This is a genomic window from Desemzia sp. AGC72, assembly GCF_057334175.1.
In genome coordinates this window covers 370,814-387,453 of sequence record NZ_JBHFIG010000021.1, presented here as the reverse complement: position 1 = coordinate 387,453, position 16,640 = coordinate 370,814, and the positions used below count along the sequence as shown (strand labels likewise).

The 16,640-nt window shown below is 38.2% G+C and carries 17 protein-coding genes, 1 pseudogene and 1 riboswitch; of the genes and pseudogenes, 17 read left to right on the top strand and 1 reads right to left on the bottom strand.

The window, feature by feature from the left end:
* The first annotated feature begins 224 nt into the window (after window positions 1-224).
* The 10 genes from trpX (at window position 225) to ACE025_RS10845 (ending at window position 8,017) form a co-directional block, all read left to right on the top strand.
* Complete coding sequence (trpX, locus tag ACE025_RS10890) at window positions 225-1,214, top strand: tryptophan ABC transporter substrate-binding protein (protein WP_485939723.1); 990 nt, start codon at window positions 225-227, stop codon at window positions 1,212-1,214.
* A gap of 24 nt (window positions 1,215-1,238) precedes the next feature.
* Window positions 1,239-2,132, top strand: coding sequence for an ABC transporter permease (locus tag ACE025_RS10885; RefSeq protein WP_485939722.1), 894 nt, complete (start codon window positions 1,239-1,241; stop codon window positions 2,130-2,132).
* A complete protein-coding gene (locus ACE025_RS10880) occupies window positions 2,132-2,941 on the top strand; it encodes an ABC transporter ATP-binding protein (RefSeq protein WP_485939720.1) in 810 nt (269 codons plus the stop codon). The genes ACE025_RS10885 and ACE025_RS10880 overlap by 1 nt, the downstream gene beginning before the upstream one ends.
* 218 nt (window positions 2,942-3,159) lie before the next feature.
* On the top strand, window positions 3,160-3,621 hold the full coding sequence (locus ACE025_RS10875; RefSeq protein ID WP_485939719.1) for a MarR family winged helix-turn-helix transcriptional regulator: 462 nt from the start codon (window positions 3,160-3,162) through the stop codon (window positions 3,619-3,621).
* Between the two features lie 4 nt (window positions 3,622-3,625).
* Window positions 3,626-3,940 (top strand): hypothetical protein, encoded by a 315-nt coding sequence (locus ACE025_RS10870; RefSeq protein WP_188204660.1) that lies wholly within the window; start codon window positions 3,626-3,628, stop codon window positions 3,938-3,940.
* 91 nt (window positions 3,941-4,031) lie between these two features.
* Window positions 4,032-4,628 carry an ECF transporter S component gene (locus tag ACE025_RS10865; protein ID WP_485939716.1) on the top strand — a complete coding sequence of 199 codons (597 nt, stop codon included), beginning with the start codon at window positions 4,032-4,034 and terminating at the stop codon, window positions 4,626-4,628.
* A 148-nt stretch (window positions 4,629-4,776) separates the two neighbouring features.
* On the top strand, window positions 4,777-5,412 hold the full coding sequence (locus tag ACE025_RS10860) for a YrrS family protein (RefSeq protein WP_485939714.1): 636 nt from the start codon (window positions 4,777-4,779) through the stop codon (window positions 5,410-5,412).
* A gap of 148 nt (window positions 5,413-5,560) precedes the next feature.
* On the top strand, window positions 5,561-6,775 hold the full coding sequence (locus ACE025_RS10855; protein ID WP_485939712.1) for a YcjF family protein: 1,215 nt from the start codon (window positions 5,561-5,563) through the stop codon (window positions 6,773-6,775).
* A 31-nt stretch (window positions 6,776-6,806) separates the two neighbouring features.
* A complete protein-coding gene (thpR, locus tag ACE025_RS10850) occupies window positions 6,807-7,391 on the top strand; it encodes an RNA 2',3'-cyclic phosphodiesterase (protein ID WP_485939710.1) in 585 nt (194 codons plus the stop codon).
* The gene (locus ACE025_RS10845) at window positions 7,388-8,017 is read left to right on the top strand and encodes an NUDIX hydrolase (RefSeq protein WP_485939708.1); all 630 of its coding nucleotides are present in this window, start codon (window positions 7,388-7,390) and stop codon (window positions 8,015-8,017) included. Before thpR ends, ACE025_RS10845 begins: the two co-directional genes overlap by 4 nt.
* A gap of 39 nt (window positions 8,018-8,056) precedes the next feature.
* Here the strand turns inward: ACE025_RS10845 and ACE025_RS10840 are convergent, their stop codons facing one another.
* Entirely contained in the window at window positions 8,057-9,457 is a 1,401-nt protein-coding gene (locus ACE025_RS10840) for a YfcC family protein (RefSeq protein WP_485939706.1), read from the bottom strand.
* 151 nt (window positions 9,458-9,608) lie between these two features.
* A riboswitch (Lysine riboswitch) is annotated at window positions 9,609-9,754 on the bottom strand.
* Between the two features lie 203 nt (window positions 9,755-9,957).
* Between ACE025_RS10840 and ACE025_RS10835 the strand changes: the two genes are divergently transcribed.
* The 7 genes and pseudogenes from ACE025_RS10835 to ACE025_RS10805 all read left to right on the top strand — a co-directional run bounded on the left by ACE025_RS10835 (window position 9,958) and on the right by ACE025_RS10805 (window position 16,590).
* Window positions 9,958-11,709, top strand: coding sequence for a LytS/YhcK type 5TM receptor domain-containing protein (locus ACE025_RS10835; RefSeq protein ID WP_485939704.1), 1,752 nt, complete (start codon window positions 9,958-9,960; stop codon window positions 11,707-11,709).
* Window position 11,710: 1 nt separating this feature from the next.
* The gene (locus ACE025_RS10830; RefSeq protein ID WP_485939702.1) at window positions 11,711-12,448 is read left to right on the top strand and encodes a LytTR family transcriptional regulator DNA-binding domain-containing protein; all 738 of its coding nucleotides are present in this window, start codon (window positions 11,711-11,713) and stop codon (window positions 12,446-12,448) included.
* A 141-nt stretch (window positions 12,449-12,589) separates the two neighbouring features.
* Window positions 12,590-14,071 (top strand): carbon starvation CstA family protein, encoded by a 1,482-nt coding sequence (locus ACE025_RS10825; RefSeq protein WP_485939700.1) that lies wholly within the window; start codon window positions 12,590-12,592, stop codon window positions 14,069-14,071.
* 454 nt (window positions 14,072-14,525) lie between these two features.
* A complete protein-coding gene (locus ACE025_RS10820) occupies window positions 14,526-14,999 on the top strand; it encodes a hypothetical protein (RefSeq protein ID WP_485939698.1) in 474 nt (157 codons plus the stop codon).
* A gap of 141 nt (window positions 15,000-15,140) precedes the next feature.
* A complete protein-coding gene (locus ACE025_RS10815; RefSeq protein WP_485939696.1) occupies window positions 15,141-15,833 on the top strand; it encodes a SatD family protein in 693 nt (230 codons plus the stop codon).
* Window positions 15,830-16,150, top strand: a pseudogene (locus ACE025_RS10810) (DUF3307 domain-containing protein); the annotation flags it as partial. The gene ACE025_RS10815 and the pseudogene ACE025_RS10810, both read left to right, overlap by 4 nt.
* A 353-nt stretch (window positions 16,151-16,503) precedes the next feature.
* Window positions 16,504-16,590 (top strand): hypothetical protein, encoded by an 87-nt coding sequence (locus tag ACE025_RS10805; RefSeq protein WP_485940099.1) that lies wholly within the window; start codon window positions 16,504-16,506, stop codon window positions 16,588-16,590.
* The last annotated feature ends 50 nt before the right edge of the window (window positions 16,591-16,640 follow it).

Here is a 16,640-nt window from a genome sequence, read left to right as displayed (position 1 = left end):
ACTTGTATCTATGTTGGTTTATTTGAGTCTACGATCAAAGCATACCCGCATAGAGTAACTTTTATTCTATGCGGGTTTTTGTTTGTCAAGAAACAGTCCCGCTCCTAGGCGAAGACTGTTTCTTTTTTTATTTATTTGAAGGGGGATAACACATGCTCAGGCTGACTAAACGATGGCGAAGCCAAGTTGATGTACCAGCATATTAAATTCAAGGAGGAAATGACATGAAAAAAATGATTGGCTTCATCGCTATTTTAACGATTTTATTAACTTATGCTTTTATTTCCGGTTTGCGTACGACAACGGAAACAGCTCAAAAAGACTTGCCAGTAGTTGGGCTTTTGCAGCTTACAAGTCATCCCGCTTTAGACTTGATTACCCAAGGAATCATCGATTCATTGAGTGAAGAAGGATTTGTAGACGGAGAAACGATGGTCTTGGATTTCCAAAATGCTCAAGGAGATCAAAGTAACTTAAACTCAATGAGCACTAGATTTGTGAGTCGAAACGCAGATATCATGATCGGAATCGCCACACCGGCTGCTCAGGCTTTGGCAAATGCCTCGTCTGACATACCAATCGTTCTAGGTGCTATTACAGATCCTGAAGCTTCTAATTTAGTGGCCAGCAATGAACAACCTGGTGGAAACATTACTGGTGTCAGTGATGCGACTCCTATAAAAGAGCAATTGAATTTATTGAAAGACTTGCTGCCAGATGCCAAAAACATTGGTATCTTGTATTCCTCCAGTGAAGACAACTCCATCGTACAAGGAAAACAAGCTGAAGAATTGGCAAAAGAATTAGGTTTTGAAACGACGACAATGACGGTATCCTCAACAAATGATGTTGCTCAGATTGGTGCTGCTTTAGCTTCTCAAGTAGATGCTGTATGGGTTCCAACAGACAACACGATCGCAAGCGCAATGAATACACTCGTAGAAGCGACAGATGCTGAGGGAATTCCGATCATTCCAGCTGTAGATACGATGGTAGAACAAGGTGGACTAGCAACTGTAGGGTTGAACCAATACGAACTAGGCAAATTGACTGGTAAAATGACCGCAGCTATTCTAAAAGGCGAAATCGAACCGGCAACGAGTCCAATCCAGTATTTGGAACAAGGAGATATTTTTATCAACCAAGAAAAAGCCGCAGAGCTAGGCATCACTATTCCGCAAAACATTTTAGAACAAGCAGTCAACATAGACTAGAAAAGCGAAACGAGGGAATCATATATGGACTTAATCGTAACGGCAACCTCGCAAGGTCTCTTGTGGGGAACAATGGCATTAGGCATTTTTATTACTTATCGTATTTTGAATTTACCAGACATGACGGCAGAAGGTTCTTTTCCCTTAGGGGCAGCCATCACCACTCAACTGATCATTAATGGAATGAACCCATTTCTAGCCACTTTTATCAGCTTTTTAGTCGGTATGTTGGCAGGTTCCATTACCGGATTTTTGATCACTAAAGGAAATGTCCCAGGTTTACTAGCCGGAATTTTAACGATGACGGGTTTGTATTCGATTAATTTGCGTATTATGAATCGGGCAAATTTAAGTTTATTGGGACAGGAACGTGTAACAGATATTTTTGAATCTTTAAATTTGCCCAACCAATTCGATGCTATATTTTTAGGGTTGGTTATTGTTGTGATTATGATCGTTCTGTTGGCATTGTTTTTTAAAACAGAATTGGGACAAGCAGTCATCGCAACTGGAGATAATGAGAAAATGGCTCGTGCAATGGGGATCCATACCAATCGCACTAAAATCATGGGACTAATGCTTTCTAACGGAATCATAGCTATGGCTGGGGGTTTGATTGCTCAAGACAACGGCTATGCGGATATCAGTATGGGGATCGGGACCATCGTTATTGGTTTAGCCGCTGTTATCATAGGTGAAGTAGTTTTTGGCAACTTGACCTTTATCAACCGTTTGATCTGTGTCATCCTAGGAGCAATCATTTACCGATTGATCATTTTATTGGTTATTTTGATTGGCTTGAACCCGAATGACTTGAAATTAATTTCCGCAATTCTATTAGCGATTTGTTTAGCATTACCAAGTATTCGTACCGCATTAAAATTGAACTTCTTCATTGGAAAGGAGCGTGTGGAATAATGACTGACCGGCCTGTATTAAATTTAAGAGAAATTTCCAAGACGTTTCAAAAAGGAACGGCAAATGAAAATCACGTTTTAAAAGCTTTGTCTTTAGATGTAAATAAAGGAGATTTCATTACGATCATTGGTGGAAACGGATCAGGTAAATCGACTTTATTGAATAGCATTGCCGGAAATGTTTTAGTCGATTCCGGACAAATCAAAATCAACGATGACGATGTAACGAAGCTGAAAGAAGAGCGTCGAGCTGGTAGAGTCGGCAGAGTGTTCCAAGATCCTTTAATGGGAACAGCGCCTCGTATGACAGTAGGAGAAAATCTCGCTATTGCGTTAAGAAGGGGACAGCGGAGAACCCTTAAGTTTGGTTCTTCCGCTAAAGAACAAGACTATTTCAGATCATTATTAGAGCCGCTTGGATTAGGACTGGAAAATCGTTTGACAGCGGAAATGGGGTTGTTGTCTGGAGGACAAAGACAATCTATCACATTATTGATGGCGACGATGAAACGTCCAGAATTGCTGCTGCTTGACGAACACACAGCCGCTTTGGACCCCAAAACAGCCGAGACGATCTTGGCCTTAACCAATAAAGTGGTCAAACAAGAACAATTGCCTACGTTAATGATCACTCACAATATGCAAGACGCATTGCATTACGGAAATCGGATGATCATGATGAACAGAGGCCAAGTAGTGGTGGATGTTTATGGGAAAGAAAAAGCTCAATTGACTGTTCAAGACGTGATGGAATTGTTCCAAAAAGCTACAGATGGCAATCAATTTTCAAATGAACTATTGTTAGGGTAAGGTAATTGTTCCAATTGATTGAAACATGCAACAACTAAATAATGCAGAAACCTCAAGGAATTCGGCTCTATGAAGTCGAGTTCCTTGAGTGCTGTTGTTAATCAAATAAAATAGTTGATGTTGCTCTGGATAAATATTGCTTTTAACTTTTAATTCCTATATAGTTGCTACATACAAATAGCGTATTCATACTTACTATCGAAAGGATGATCAACCAAATGGACTATGAAGTTTCCAGTCATGACTTATTAATTAAAATGGAAGAATTTCACAATCATTACCGTAAATTGATGCAAACAGTTCTATCTAAACATAGTGTTAATCAATCTGCTTTTCTAATTATGAAAACGATTAAAGATGAAAAAAAGACGTTGAAAGAATTGACTGCTATCACCTCATTAGATAAATCTACTTTAAGTCGTCAGGTCAATGCGCTAGGCAAAAAAGGTTGGTTGTTGAAAGAGGTCGGCAACGATAAACGTTTTTCTTACTTATCTCTTACCAAAGAAGCATTGACACTGACAAACACTTTGCTTTTTGAGATTGAACAGCAATTAGGGTATATTTTAAGGGGTTGGCCAACTGATGAGAAGCAATTGTTTCTAGTGTTACTAGGGCGTGCTAATCGCAGTATGAGTCAGTTTGAGGATCAGCTCAAAGAAGAAACAGCAAGGAGATAAGAATATGGACTTTAACACATTAACTCAGTTATCAAAAGAGGATTTAGCCCAATTGGTCATTGATCAATCTGATGAAATCAAAAAATTGGAACAAGATTTGGATGCTGAAGTGGAGGAAAATCGATTCATCAAGAGTTTAGGTTTTGTAGACGGCTACCAGGATTACCGTACTTACTTTATCCGCTACTTTGAAGATGAAAGTGAAGGAACAGCTAAAAAAGGCAGTATTTTTTTAGGATTGTTTAATGACTTTATTCAAGATTATGGAAGAGAACCTGTCATTGAGCTGCTAGACCAATATATGGATGACAACATTTAAGACAGAATCTTTTTTGATGATTTTCTTCGTGCGTTTTAGGAGATGATTGGTTAAAATAGAGAGAAGATAGTTTTAAAAGAAAGGAAAAATCATGAAAACTACAAAAAATAAAGCTTATCGTACAGCGGTACTAGGCATTTTTACGGCCATTATTTTATTGCAAAGTTTTGTGCCGTTTCTGGGTTACATTCCCATTCCACCTTTAAATCCAACTATTATCCATATTACGGTTATTATAGCCGCAATATCTTTGGGGACTAAAGAAGGAATGATTATTGGAGGAGTTTGGGGAGTCGTACGTCTGATTCGTGCTTTTGCAGCGCCTCAAACGCCATTGGATCCATTGATTTTTACCAATCCTTTGATTTCAGTATTGCCTCGTATCTTAGTAGGATTGGTAGCTGGTCTAGTATTCTATTCGTTTAGAAAAAAAGGCAACCAAACTTTTGGGATGGCTTTGTCCGCTGTTTTGGCTTCCTTAACAAATACCATAGTCGTATTGAGTTTTATCTATTTATTCTATAAAGACGATTATGCAGCAGCAATTAATGTAGACAGTTCTAATTTGATGTATGTATTAGGTGGAGTCGTCCTAACAAATGGTGTAGCAGAAGCTGTGGCTGCAGGGATTTTGGGACCGATTATTGCCAAACCACTATTAAGGATCGCTCCTAAGAAAGTTAAGTAAGGTTTCTGCTGTATTAAAGCTCCCTTATTCGTCAGTCATCTAAAAGTAATCTTTTCGAAATGATTTGTCATCGGCAACAATGGTATACTAATCCTTAGGAAAAGTGCAAAAACTTTTCAGTATTGCTAGAATGAATGGAGAGATAGAAATGAAAGATCCTAAGAAACCGACACGAGCAAATAATAACCGCTCATCAAAAACTAAAGAACAGACAATCACAAGAAATATTACGATCGTTTTAGTCGTTATTCTTATTTTGAGTCTGCTTTTCTTAGCTTACACGTTATTTGGCGGTGGAGGAAATGATGATGAAAACTCATTTTTGGATACTTCTACTGAATCGAGTTCAGTAAGTTCACAGAGTAGTGAAGAAGAAAGCAGTTCTGAATCTGAAAGTTCAGATAGTTCAGAATCCAGCTCTTCAGAAGCTAGAGAAGAATCTTCTGAAACAGAATCAGACGAAACAGACGATGAAAGCGAAGAAGAAGCTGTTGAAGGAGAATGGGAACCAGTAGGCACTGAGCAAACTGGAGAACATGTTACCAACTATTCTGAAGGCTCACAAGACCGCATTGAGATCAAACGTGCTACTTCGATGGCAACTGGTTTAAATGAAGGCGACATGATCGAATGGTGGGTCGGAAATGCCGGCGATCAACAAGTCGAAACAACGGTATCCAATAGAGATCAAACCGATACTTATCGTGTATTGTTAAAATGGGTAGATGGTCAAGGGTGGCAACCACTGCAAGTAGAAAAGTTGTCAGATAATCCATACAATTAAAGTTTCAAAAAAAAGAGTTGAGACACAGTGTCTCAACTCTTTTTTTATTTTCACAAATCATCAATGCTTGATTTCTTTGGTTCGACAAGGCGATATGATAAACTGTAAATAAAGAAGATACTGCAAATATGAGTTGGAGGTCAAAGTAATGAAAAAGACGCCAGATTTCAATATCGTAGAAGACATTCTTCATAAAACAAAAGAAGAGGTCTCGAATATGCACCCCATCAACATTTTACTGGTAGGGAAGACTGGTGTTGGTAAGAGCACGTTGATCAATAACGTCTTTAGAGAACGTTTGGCTGCTACCGGTATTGGCAAACCGGTCACTCAGCATTTGAGAAGAATTTCTAAAGAAGGTCTTCCTATTGTGTTGTACGATACAAAAGGACTAGAATTAAATGATGAAACGCAAAAACGAATCAAAAAAGAACTGTTTCAAACTATCAAGAGCAAAAAAGAAGAAGGACCAAAAGAAGCTATTCATGTCGCATATTATTGTATCAATGCAGCATCTTCTCGGATTGAAGACATGGAATTAGAGATGATCAAAGAGTTAAGCAAAGAGATTCCTGTCATCATCGTTTTGACTCAATCCATAGGCGAGTCTGCAAAAGAATTTAAATCGTATATTGAAAGTTTGAATTTGAATGTCGTCAGTGTATTGAATGTGATGTCAGAAGACTTTTTGATTACTGACGACTATTCAATTCCAGCATACGGATTGAGTGAATTGATCTTGACTACTTTCGAAATCATTCCTGAGGAAACAAAAGAAGCTTTTAACAATGCCCAGCAAGTAGATATTGCTCTCAAAGCTAAGTCTGCTCGTACGTGGGCGACAAAATATATTGTGTCTTCTTTTGGGATTGGATTTTTGCCGATACCTTTTTCAGATGCTTCATTGCTTGTTCCTATGCAAGTAGGTCTATTAGCTCATATCACCGCAATATTTGGAATTTCGATGGATAAAGCAACGATCACCAGTTTAGTAGCTGCCATTGGAGGAACAAGCGGAGCCACTTATGCTGGACGTTATATTGTATCTAACGTGGTCAAATTTATTCCTGGAGCTGGAACGATCGCTGGAGGAATCATCAGCGGGACAACGGCATCCATATTAACGACGGCTTTAGCCATGAGCTATATTGAAGTACTCTCTATTATTGCTCAGGGAGAAAAAGACGGAAAGTATCCTGATCTAGCTAATATCGAAACATTGATGAGAGAAAAATTTGAAGAAAGATTGAAAAAATCTAATAAAAAAGAATCAATAGAAACTGCTGAAGCGGATGACCTTTCTTCAACTAAAGTATCAAGTTCTAAAGAGAAGAAAAAATGGTGGAAGCGAAAGAAATCTTAATATTGCTGATATATTTTCGGGGGTGAAATGGATGCGCGTATTTATCGGAATTGAACTGACTAAACCTACAAAAGAAGCTATTTTTGATGTGCAGCAGCAACTAATCCCTGCTTCAAAAAAAGGCCGTTTCACGGATAAAGACAATTTCCATCTAACCCTTCAATTCATTGGAGAAGCCAATCAAAAAGAAATAGAACAGTTAAAAAATGCAATAGCTGAAACGGCGGCTGAATCAACGACTTTCGAAGTCGCAGTAGAGATGTTGGATAAGTTTCAAAAGAAAAAAGGCTTGATTTTATGGGCTGGTCCAAAAGCAACTGAACCTTTGCTTCGTCTATACGATCAGTTGCATACAATATTGAGGAAACAGGCAATTACTATTGAAAAGCAGTCTTATACACCTCACATCACTTTAGGACGAAATATTGTATGGGAAAAAGGTTCAGAGTCCTCTTTGCTCCAACCATTAGTTGATCCAATCCCAGTACAAATCGACAATTTGACTTTATTTGAGAGCGTAAGAGTGAATGGTTGCTTGATCTATCGTCCCTTTATGAGATATTCTTTAAACAATCCAGACAAATCTGCTGAAAGGAAGGAAGGAAGAAGGATTTGATAGAAAATATAGAAACTTTTTTCGCTCAATATCAGCCTAAACCTTTACACGTAACCAAAGAATACGCTGTACTCATCCCTATCATTAAAGTAGACGGCATCCCGCATCTATTGTATGAGGTGCGCAGTCAACATATCTCACAGCCAGGAGATACATCTTTTCCTGGGGGCAGAGTGGAGCCGAATGAAACTTTCGAAGAAGCGGCAGTCCGCGAAACCGTTGAAGAGCTGCAGATTCCGATCGAATCGATCCATGTCCTGGGAGCAATGGATTACATCGTTCAAAACAACCGTGTCATTCATTCAGTGTTAGCCGAAATCAAAGGGATAGACTTACTGGATATTATTTGGAATGAAGAAGTAGAAGAAATCTATACGGTGCCGATCCAATACTTTATAGACAATGAACCGGATCATTATACGGTCTTAGGAATGATGAAGTACCCGCCAGATTTTCCTTATGACCGCATTCCGAATGGGAAAAAATACAATTTTGGAAGACCTAAAAGCACCATCCCATTTTACAATTTAAGTGATCATTATTTGTGGGGCTTTACCGCTTCACTGACCGAACGTCTTATTCGTTTGATAAAGGAAAATGGACTATTAGAAAGCAAAAAAGAGTGAGGTTCAAAGGCCTCACTCTTTTTAAGTTTATAAAACAGGTTAAAACGGTCCATATTGAATGGCGTTGGCGATCAATAAGAAAATCATTCCCATAACCAACCAAATCAACATCAATTTACCGATAAATTTCAACCACACATCATAAGATACTTTAGCGATCGATAATTGGGCCATCAATACACCAGACGTCGGGATAATCGAATCCATAAAACCGTCACCGAATTGGAACGCTAAAACAGCTGTTTGACGTGTGATGCCTAGAGTATCCGCTAAAGGAATCATAACCGGCATCGTAGCAGCAGCTTGTCCGCTTCCAGATGGAATAAAGAAGTTAATCACGATTTGAGTAATGTACATCCCCACTACTGCTAATGAATCTGGTAACGAACTGATTACCTGAGACAAGTAGTTGATCATGGTGTCAATAATCAAGCCCTCTTCCATCACTACTAAGATTGAACGAGCGATCCCTACGACCAATCCAGCAAAAACCATTTCTTTTGCTCCAGCTACAAATGATTCTGCGATGTCGCTTGGAGACATTCTTGAGATCAATCCGGTTAAAATTCCCATTCCAAGGAAGACGGAGCCAATCTCAACAATGAACCAACCGTATTGGAATACGCCGTAACCAATAATCGCAAATCCGCCAATAAATACAATCAGTGTCGCTAAATGTCTTTTAGTAAAGGCAGGAAGATTCTCAAAATCGATTCCTCCAGTAGTCAAATGAGTACCCGATTGGCGGTCGTACAATAAGCTTCTTTCTGGATCTTTCTTTACTTTTTCCGCATAACGCATTAAGAATATTGAAGTTACTACCCATAGTGAAAGTAATATAATGATTCTAAAGCCGACTCCAGAAAACAATGGCAATTCCGCGATCCCTTGAGCCACTCCTACAGAGAAAGGATTCATGAATCCGGCAAAAAATCCGATGGCTGCACCTAGAGAAATAATGGATACACCGACTAAGGCATCATATCCTAAAGCCAATGCTAAGGCCACGCCGATAGGAATAAACACAATCGTTTCTTCTGAAAGACCCATGGTAGAACCAAGAATACCAAAGACCAAAAGTAGTATAGGAATGACCCATTTTTCTTTTCCTTGCAGTCTTTTGACCAACAAGTTGATTCCAGAGCTGATCATGCCTGAATCTGTGATCAATTGGAATGCTCCTCCTACGATAAATAAGAAGAAAATGATATCAGCTGTCTCAGTCATTCCTTTTGGAACTGATTTTAAAACATCAAAAAATCCTTGTGGGTTCGATTCAACGACAGTGTAAGAATCAGGAATAACCACTGTCCGTCCGTCAACTTCAGCACGTTCAAATTGTCCGGCCGGTAAAATATAGGTCATAATCGCCATAACGATCGTAAAAGAAAGAAGTGTCACGAATGTATGTGGAATTCGTGATTTTTTTTGTTGCAACATGATAATAAGTCCTCCTAGTATTTTATCGAAATCAATACTATCCATTAAGATGCTTTTGATGAGGCAGCAGAAAAAAGTGAAAAAATACGCAAAAAAGCTATGAGCAAAAGGGCCCATAGCTTTTTTGTATTAGACTATACCTTCTGCCCGCAACATGAAGAGCGCTCCTAAAACAAATTTGGGCAATTTGTTTAGGCAGTGCTACGCTTATTCAGCGCAGCCCCAGTACATTAGCACTTCGGCGATAATTCCTTTCAGAACTTCTTACTCTTAATTATCGCAACCTCTACATCATATTGAATAATATTCAGTTCATCAACAGTTACAAACTATACATCATCCTTAAAAAGAATGCAATCATTTGGAAAGGTTTCTAATAAAGCAGTTTATTTTCAGCAATTTTAGTAAAATGATGCATAAAAATACCATTATTTTTAAAGAAAATAGTGTAGACTAAGAGTAGAAACACGTCACTTGAGTGAATGCTAGGAGGATGATTTATGCTGTCATTATTTATCTTGCTGCTTGAAAGAAGCGGTTTGATTATTATACTGGCTTATTTATTGATTAATATCTCTTATTTCAAAACTGCTTTAGCCAACCGTAAAGAGTTTTCCGTCAAAATCAACATGATCATGATTTTTGGTCTATTTGCATTGATTTCTAATTACACAGGTGTAGAAATTAATCAAGATCAACTGATCATGAATCAATTTGTTACTCAATTATCTGCTGAATCTGCTCTTGCGAACACTCGAGTATTGACTATCGGAGTATCCGGTTTGATCGGTGGTTCGCTTGTTGGTACAGTTGTAGGTTTGATATCCGCTGTAGTTCGTTACTTCCAAGGTGGAGGGAATGTGCATATTTACGTTGTTTCATCTTTATTGATCGGGTTGCTTTCAGGTCATTTCGGCGGACGTTTTGTCAAAATGGGGAACTATCCGACTGCTGTGGACGGAATAAAGATAGGTTTTTTAATGGAGCTTATTCAAATGCTTTGCATCTTACTGTTAGGAGATTCATTCGCCGAGTCGTGGAATTTAGTCCGCTTTATCGCCTTACCAATGTTATTGACTAATAGTATTGGTACAGCCGTTTTCCTATCTATCATCGATACAACTTTAAAGCAAGAAGAACAAACCAGAGCTGTACAAACCCACGATGTCTTGCAGTTAGCGAATCAGACACTGCCTTATTTTCGTTCCGGTTTAAATGAGCAATCTTGTGAAAAAGCGGCTAAAACGATCAAAGAATGGATGAAAGTAGACGCCGTTAGTATTACGAATCAAGAACGAATTTTAGCTCATGTGGGAGCAGCCAGTGACCATCACATTCCTTCTACGGAAATCATCACTGATTTGTCTAAGCAAGTATTAAAATCAGGAACATTAAAAGAGGCGCATTCTCGTCAGGAAATCGGCTGCAACCATCCAGATTGCCTTTTAGCAGCCGCTATTGTCATTCCTTTACAGTCAAAGAAGAAAACAGTCGGCACATTGAAAATGTATTTTACCGATCCGTCAAGACTGACTTTTGTAGAACGTCAATTAGCAGCAGGGCTGGGAAATATCTTTTCTCAACAAATCGAATTGGGAGAAATAGAAGAACAGAGCAAACTTTTACAAGATGCCGAAATAAAATCCTTGCAGTCTCAAGTCAATCCGCATTTTTTCTTCAATTCAATCAATACGATCTCAGCCTTGATTCGTATAGACAGTGAAAAAGCTCGAACACTCCTAATTCAATTGAGTATTTTTTTCCGATCAAATTTAACCGGGGCAAGAACCAATATGATTCCTTTGACCAAAGAACTGCAACAAGTAGAAGCTTTTCAAACATTAGAAGAAGCTCGCTTCCCAAGGCGGTATGAGTTAACGATCGACTACGACAAAGAACTGGAACAAACTTTATTACCTCCCTTTTTGATCCAAGTATTGGTCGAGAACGCGTTTAAACATGCGTTTAAACATCGTAAAGCGGGCAATCATGTATGGGTAGATGTTCATAGCGAGGAAGAGACGATCCAAATCAGCGTAAAAGATAACGGACTAGGTATTGACCCCATATTCGTTGATAAGCTAGGCAAAGAGGTCGTTCCTTCTGAAAAAGGTTCTGGATCTGCGTTGGAGAATTTAAACAAACGCTTGATCGGTATTTTTGGAGAATCGGCAAAACTGCATTTTCATTCGACAGCAGAAGGAACCACTGTATCCTGCAGAATCCAGCGAAAAGAATTGGAGGAGGAGTAAGATGCATACATTGATCGTAGATGACGAACCATTAGCTAGAGACGAGTTGACCTATCTATTAAGACAGTGTCCTGAAATCACGTCTATCAAAGAAGCTGAGACTATTGAGGAATCTGTAGGTCATTTGATTGAAGGTCCTATAGATTTGATTTTCTTGGATATTCATTTGACGGAAGAAAGCGGGTTAACGCTGGCAGACAAGTTAAGTCGCTTAGAACATTCACCTATTGTTATCTTTGCTACTGCTTATGACGAATATGCTCTACAAGCCTTTGAATTGAATGCCCGCGATTATGTGTTAAAGCCGTTTTCTTTAGAACGTATCCAGCAAGCGGTCAAGAAAGCCGATCAAAGTTATGCTGCGATCCAACGCTTTAAAAAAGAAAGAACATATGAGCATACGGAACTTGGAACGATTCCTGTCCAAGTAGAAGACCGGATCTTTTTATTAAAAGTCGATTCCATCGTGGCTGCCAGCATCCAACACGGGGAGGTCAGCCTCTATACGGATAACAAAGAATACACATTGAACGGTACCTTGAATACTTGGGAAGAACAACTATCGGTTTATGGATTGTTTCTACGCGTACACCGTTCTTTTCTGATCAATACAACGAAGATAAAAGAGATTCAACCTTGGTTCAACCACACTTATCAGCTGACTATGTCTAATCAATTGAAAGTACCTGTAAGCCGGTCTTATATGAAAGAATTTAAGGAAAAAATTGGTTTATCTTAATAGAGTGAATTTTAGAACTGCAAGTGTGCATCTCAGCTTGCAGTTTTGCTATTTCAGCTGCAAAAAGTCATTTTCCTCTTATTATTGAGTACAATTACCTTATGGAATGAAAGGGTGTACAAAAACAAAGGAGGAAAGAATATGGTTACATTATTAGGCGGTATTGCATTATTGATTATAGGGTATTTTACTTATGGAAAATTTATTGAAAAAAACTTTTCGATCGACCCTAATCGAAAAACTCCTGCAGAGGTCCTAAAAGACGGTTACGATTTTGTACCGATGTCTAAAGGGAAAAACGCTATTATTGAATTATTGAACATTGCAGGGACAGGTCCTATTTTTGGACCCATTATGGGAGCTTTATATGGACCGGTAGCTTATATCTGGATCATTGTCGGATGTATTTTTGCAGGAGCTGTTCATGATTATATGTTAGGCATGATCTCATTGAGAAATAACGGAGCACATTTGCCGGAATTGGCCAGTAAATACTTAGGTAAACCTGTCAAACATGTGGTCAATATTTTTACTATGCTGTTATTGATGCTAGTAGGGACGGTGTTTGTTACTTCACCAGCCAACTTGATCAACAGTATTACACCAAATTGGTTAGGTTTAGGCGCTATTGTGGTATTGATCTTTGTGTACTACATTATTTCTACGATTTTGCCGATCGATAAAGCTTTAGGAAAAGTATACCCATGGTTCGGTGCGATTTTGATCATTAGCACTATTGCCATTGGAATCAGCTTATTATTCAGCGGCAGTCCTATTCCAAATCTAACTATCCATAACATTCAAAACTTCCATCCAGGCGGATTAGCGATTTTTCCAGCACTTTTCTTTACGATTTCTTGCGGAGCGTTATCTGGGTTCCATGCTACTCAAGCGCCAATGGTCTCTAGAACCAGTACCAATGAAAGAGAAGGGCGTTTTACTTTTTACGGTATGATGATCGCAGAAGGGGTCATAGCTATGATCTGGGCAGCAGCTTCAATGAGTTTATTTGATGGCCAAACGTTGAGCCAAATGATTGATGCTGGTACAGCTTCACTAGTCGTTAACGAAGTATCGATTATGTTGTTAGGAAATGTCTTTGGTACAATAGCGATCATTGGAGTTATCGTATTGCCTATTTCTTCAGGGTTGTCCGCATTCAGAAGTTTACGAACAATATTAGCCGATTACTTGAACATCAAACAAGATACGATAAAAAGAATTTTAATGGTCACGATTCCTTTATATTTGATTTCGTTTATTTTAACCAATATGGATTTCAATATTCTATGGAGATACTTCAACTGGGCAAATCAAGTAACCGCTGTAATTTCTTTACTAGTTTCCACACGTTACTTGTATTTAAAAGGGAAAAATTATTTAGTGACCTTATTGCCTGGAACGTTTATGCTATACGCAGTAGTGGTTTATATCTTAAGTGAACCGATTGGCTTAAGAATGGGGTTAACTACTACGACTTTTGCAGCAGCTGCTGTACTTTCAATAGGTATTTTATGGGTATTCTGGACTTCCGGTAAGAAACAAAAAGAACAAGTCGATCCAGATGGCGAGCTGCTCAATGACCAATTGCCTATTGGAACTTTCTCAACAGAGAATGCTTAAACAACTATCCTACACAACTAGGTAAAGAGTTAGAGTGCTAGTTTAATGGATAAAAAATTGATTTACATGACCTTTATTCAATTATTCGGATTGAAAAGGAGCGCAAATTTAATTTGCGCTCCTTTTTCTTGCGCTGATTTTACCTGAGAGGAGAGAAAGCAAATCGATTTTGTATTTCTATTATCTGAATAAATGCGTGCACAAGGGAGCATAAAAAAAGGGAGAACGGATATAGTAACTTACTCATTGTCAAAGGGATGAAGAATAAGGAATAGGAGATCGATTTGAAATAAAATTACATTCTAAGATTGACATAATTATATTATGGTAAACTTGGGTAATAATAAATTCAATGATTTTTACAAATAGTTTTAAAAAGGGTTGATAAAGATTCGTATAGATGCTAAAATCAAATTGTGAAACGGTGAACATATAAATTAAAGGAGTGTTCAATATGCAAAAAGAAATGATGGCTTTACAATTATTTTTCCGAAACGGCGATACATTAATCATCAACCGTGAAGTGATTGGGGACTTATGGATCAAACAAGTTACAACATCTTACGGAAGAATCAATGGCAGCGATTTTCAAGAGATACATCCTTGCCAATCGTTCAAAATCGAATTGTTGCCAGAAGCTGATCGCGTAGACTCTGAAAATATCAATTTAGGCAGCCTTGAAGTAGGTATGTTTGAACGTATCAAAAAATACTCTGATATTGAAACAATGGACATCCTATATAAAAATCCAACTGTTACTGAAGCCGATATGATCCAATCAGAACGGATTTACTTCCCTTATGAGGCACAAGACGTTGATGGATTAGATAACAAGTATCAATCAACACACATGGGTGAGAACGGACACTTATACGTACTGATTGATCCATCTAAAACAGTAACAGAAGTATTTGAATCTATCCGCTAAAATTATCCCTTTATCAAAAAGTCCAAGAACTCAATTGTTCTTGGACTTTTTTCTGCTGTAAAGCCTGTTTGAGTCATTAGTCGATTTATGATTCACTTATAAGGGAATCATATGATACAATAAGGGGAAAGGAGTGAAGCCATGAACCATCAAAATGAATCACTGACTTATTATGCAGCTATTATAGGAGATATTAAAGATTCTCGAACACTTAGTAATCGCAAAGAAGTCCAAGAGCAGTTCCATTCGGTTCTCGAGTCTATTAATGAGACTTACACAGACGACATTGCTGCTGAATTTGTCATTACGCTGGGAGACAGCTTTCAAGGTCTAGTCAAAAATAAAAAAGTAATCTTAACGATTTTATTTGAGATTGAATTGGCAATGTCTCCAGTCGAGTTTCGTTTCGGCATCGGGCTGGGGGAGATTAGTACACCTATTCGCCGAAAAAACTCATTAGAAATGGATGGGACAGCATATCATCGAGCACGTCAAATGATCGATATGATCGCAGAAAATGAAACGAAATATACGACCAGTGAGACCGATACTATGATTTGTTCAGGTACGGGTTACCAACCAAATGATAGTTTACTTAATGCAGTTTTCTCTTTAGCCACAGCTTTAAAATCAAAATGGACTCAACGTCAAAAAGAAATCATGTATACGTATTTTTCTCAAGGTGAAAATCAGTATAAAACAGCAGCCGCTTTAAACATCGGGCAGTCTAGTGTCAATAAAGCGTTAAGTGCGGCTAAATATTATACCTATAAAACAGCTTTATCTGAAGCCAGCTTATTTTTAGCCCAACTAGATAAGGAGGAGCTTGTTTGATTTCCAGTGTACTACTTACATTTTTTATTGGACATGTATTAGGCGACTTCTATTTCCAATCTGCTGCATTAGCTGCACAAAAAGACCATTCTATGCCTCGATTGCTGCAGCATAATTTGATTTACCTTATTACAATGGTTGGGGTAACTTTACCCGTATTCGGCAGCTCTCTTATACTTACAGCTTTTTGGATCTCTGTCGGACATTTGATCATTGATGGAGGTAAATTCTCACTAGTGCAAAAGGGGCTCTTGAAACACGTACAAGAAGCTGTCATTTACCTTATCGATCAGTTGTTGCATGTCCTGGTCATTGTAGGGTTTATTGTATACTTAATGAAAGATTTGCTGACTATTGATTATTTACCAGGTATAAGCAGTTTTCTACGGCCTTTAAACGGAGATATTAAAGTAATCTTGTCTTGGGTATTGATCCTGCTATTGGTAGTCCAGCCATGCAGCATTACAATCAAAAAAGTGTTGAATCATTACCGACCGATAAATGAAGCAGTCGTTGAAGAAGATGGCTTACCAAATGCCGGTGCATTGATAGGAGTCTTTGAACGAATTTTTATTTTATTGATGCTTTCTGCCAACCAATTTACTGCGATTGGCTTTGTCTTGACCGCTAAGTCAATTGCTCGATACAATAAAATCTCTGAAAGTCCTCAATTTGCAGAGTATTACTTATTGGGAACACTATTAAGCACCTTATTGATCATTATCAGCTATTTCATTATTTTTTAAAGATTCCCTAAATAACGAATCATTCATTAAGATTCGCATTTTAGCGAATCTTTTTTTGTAA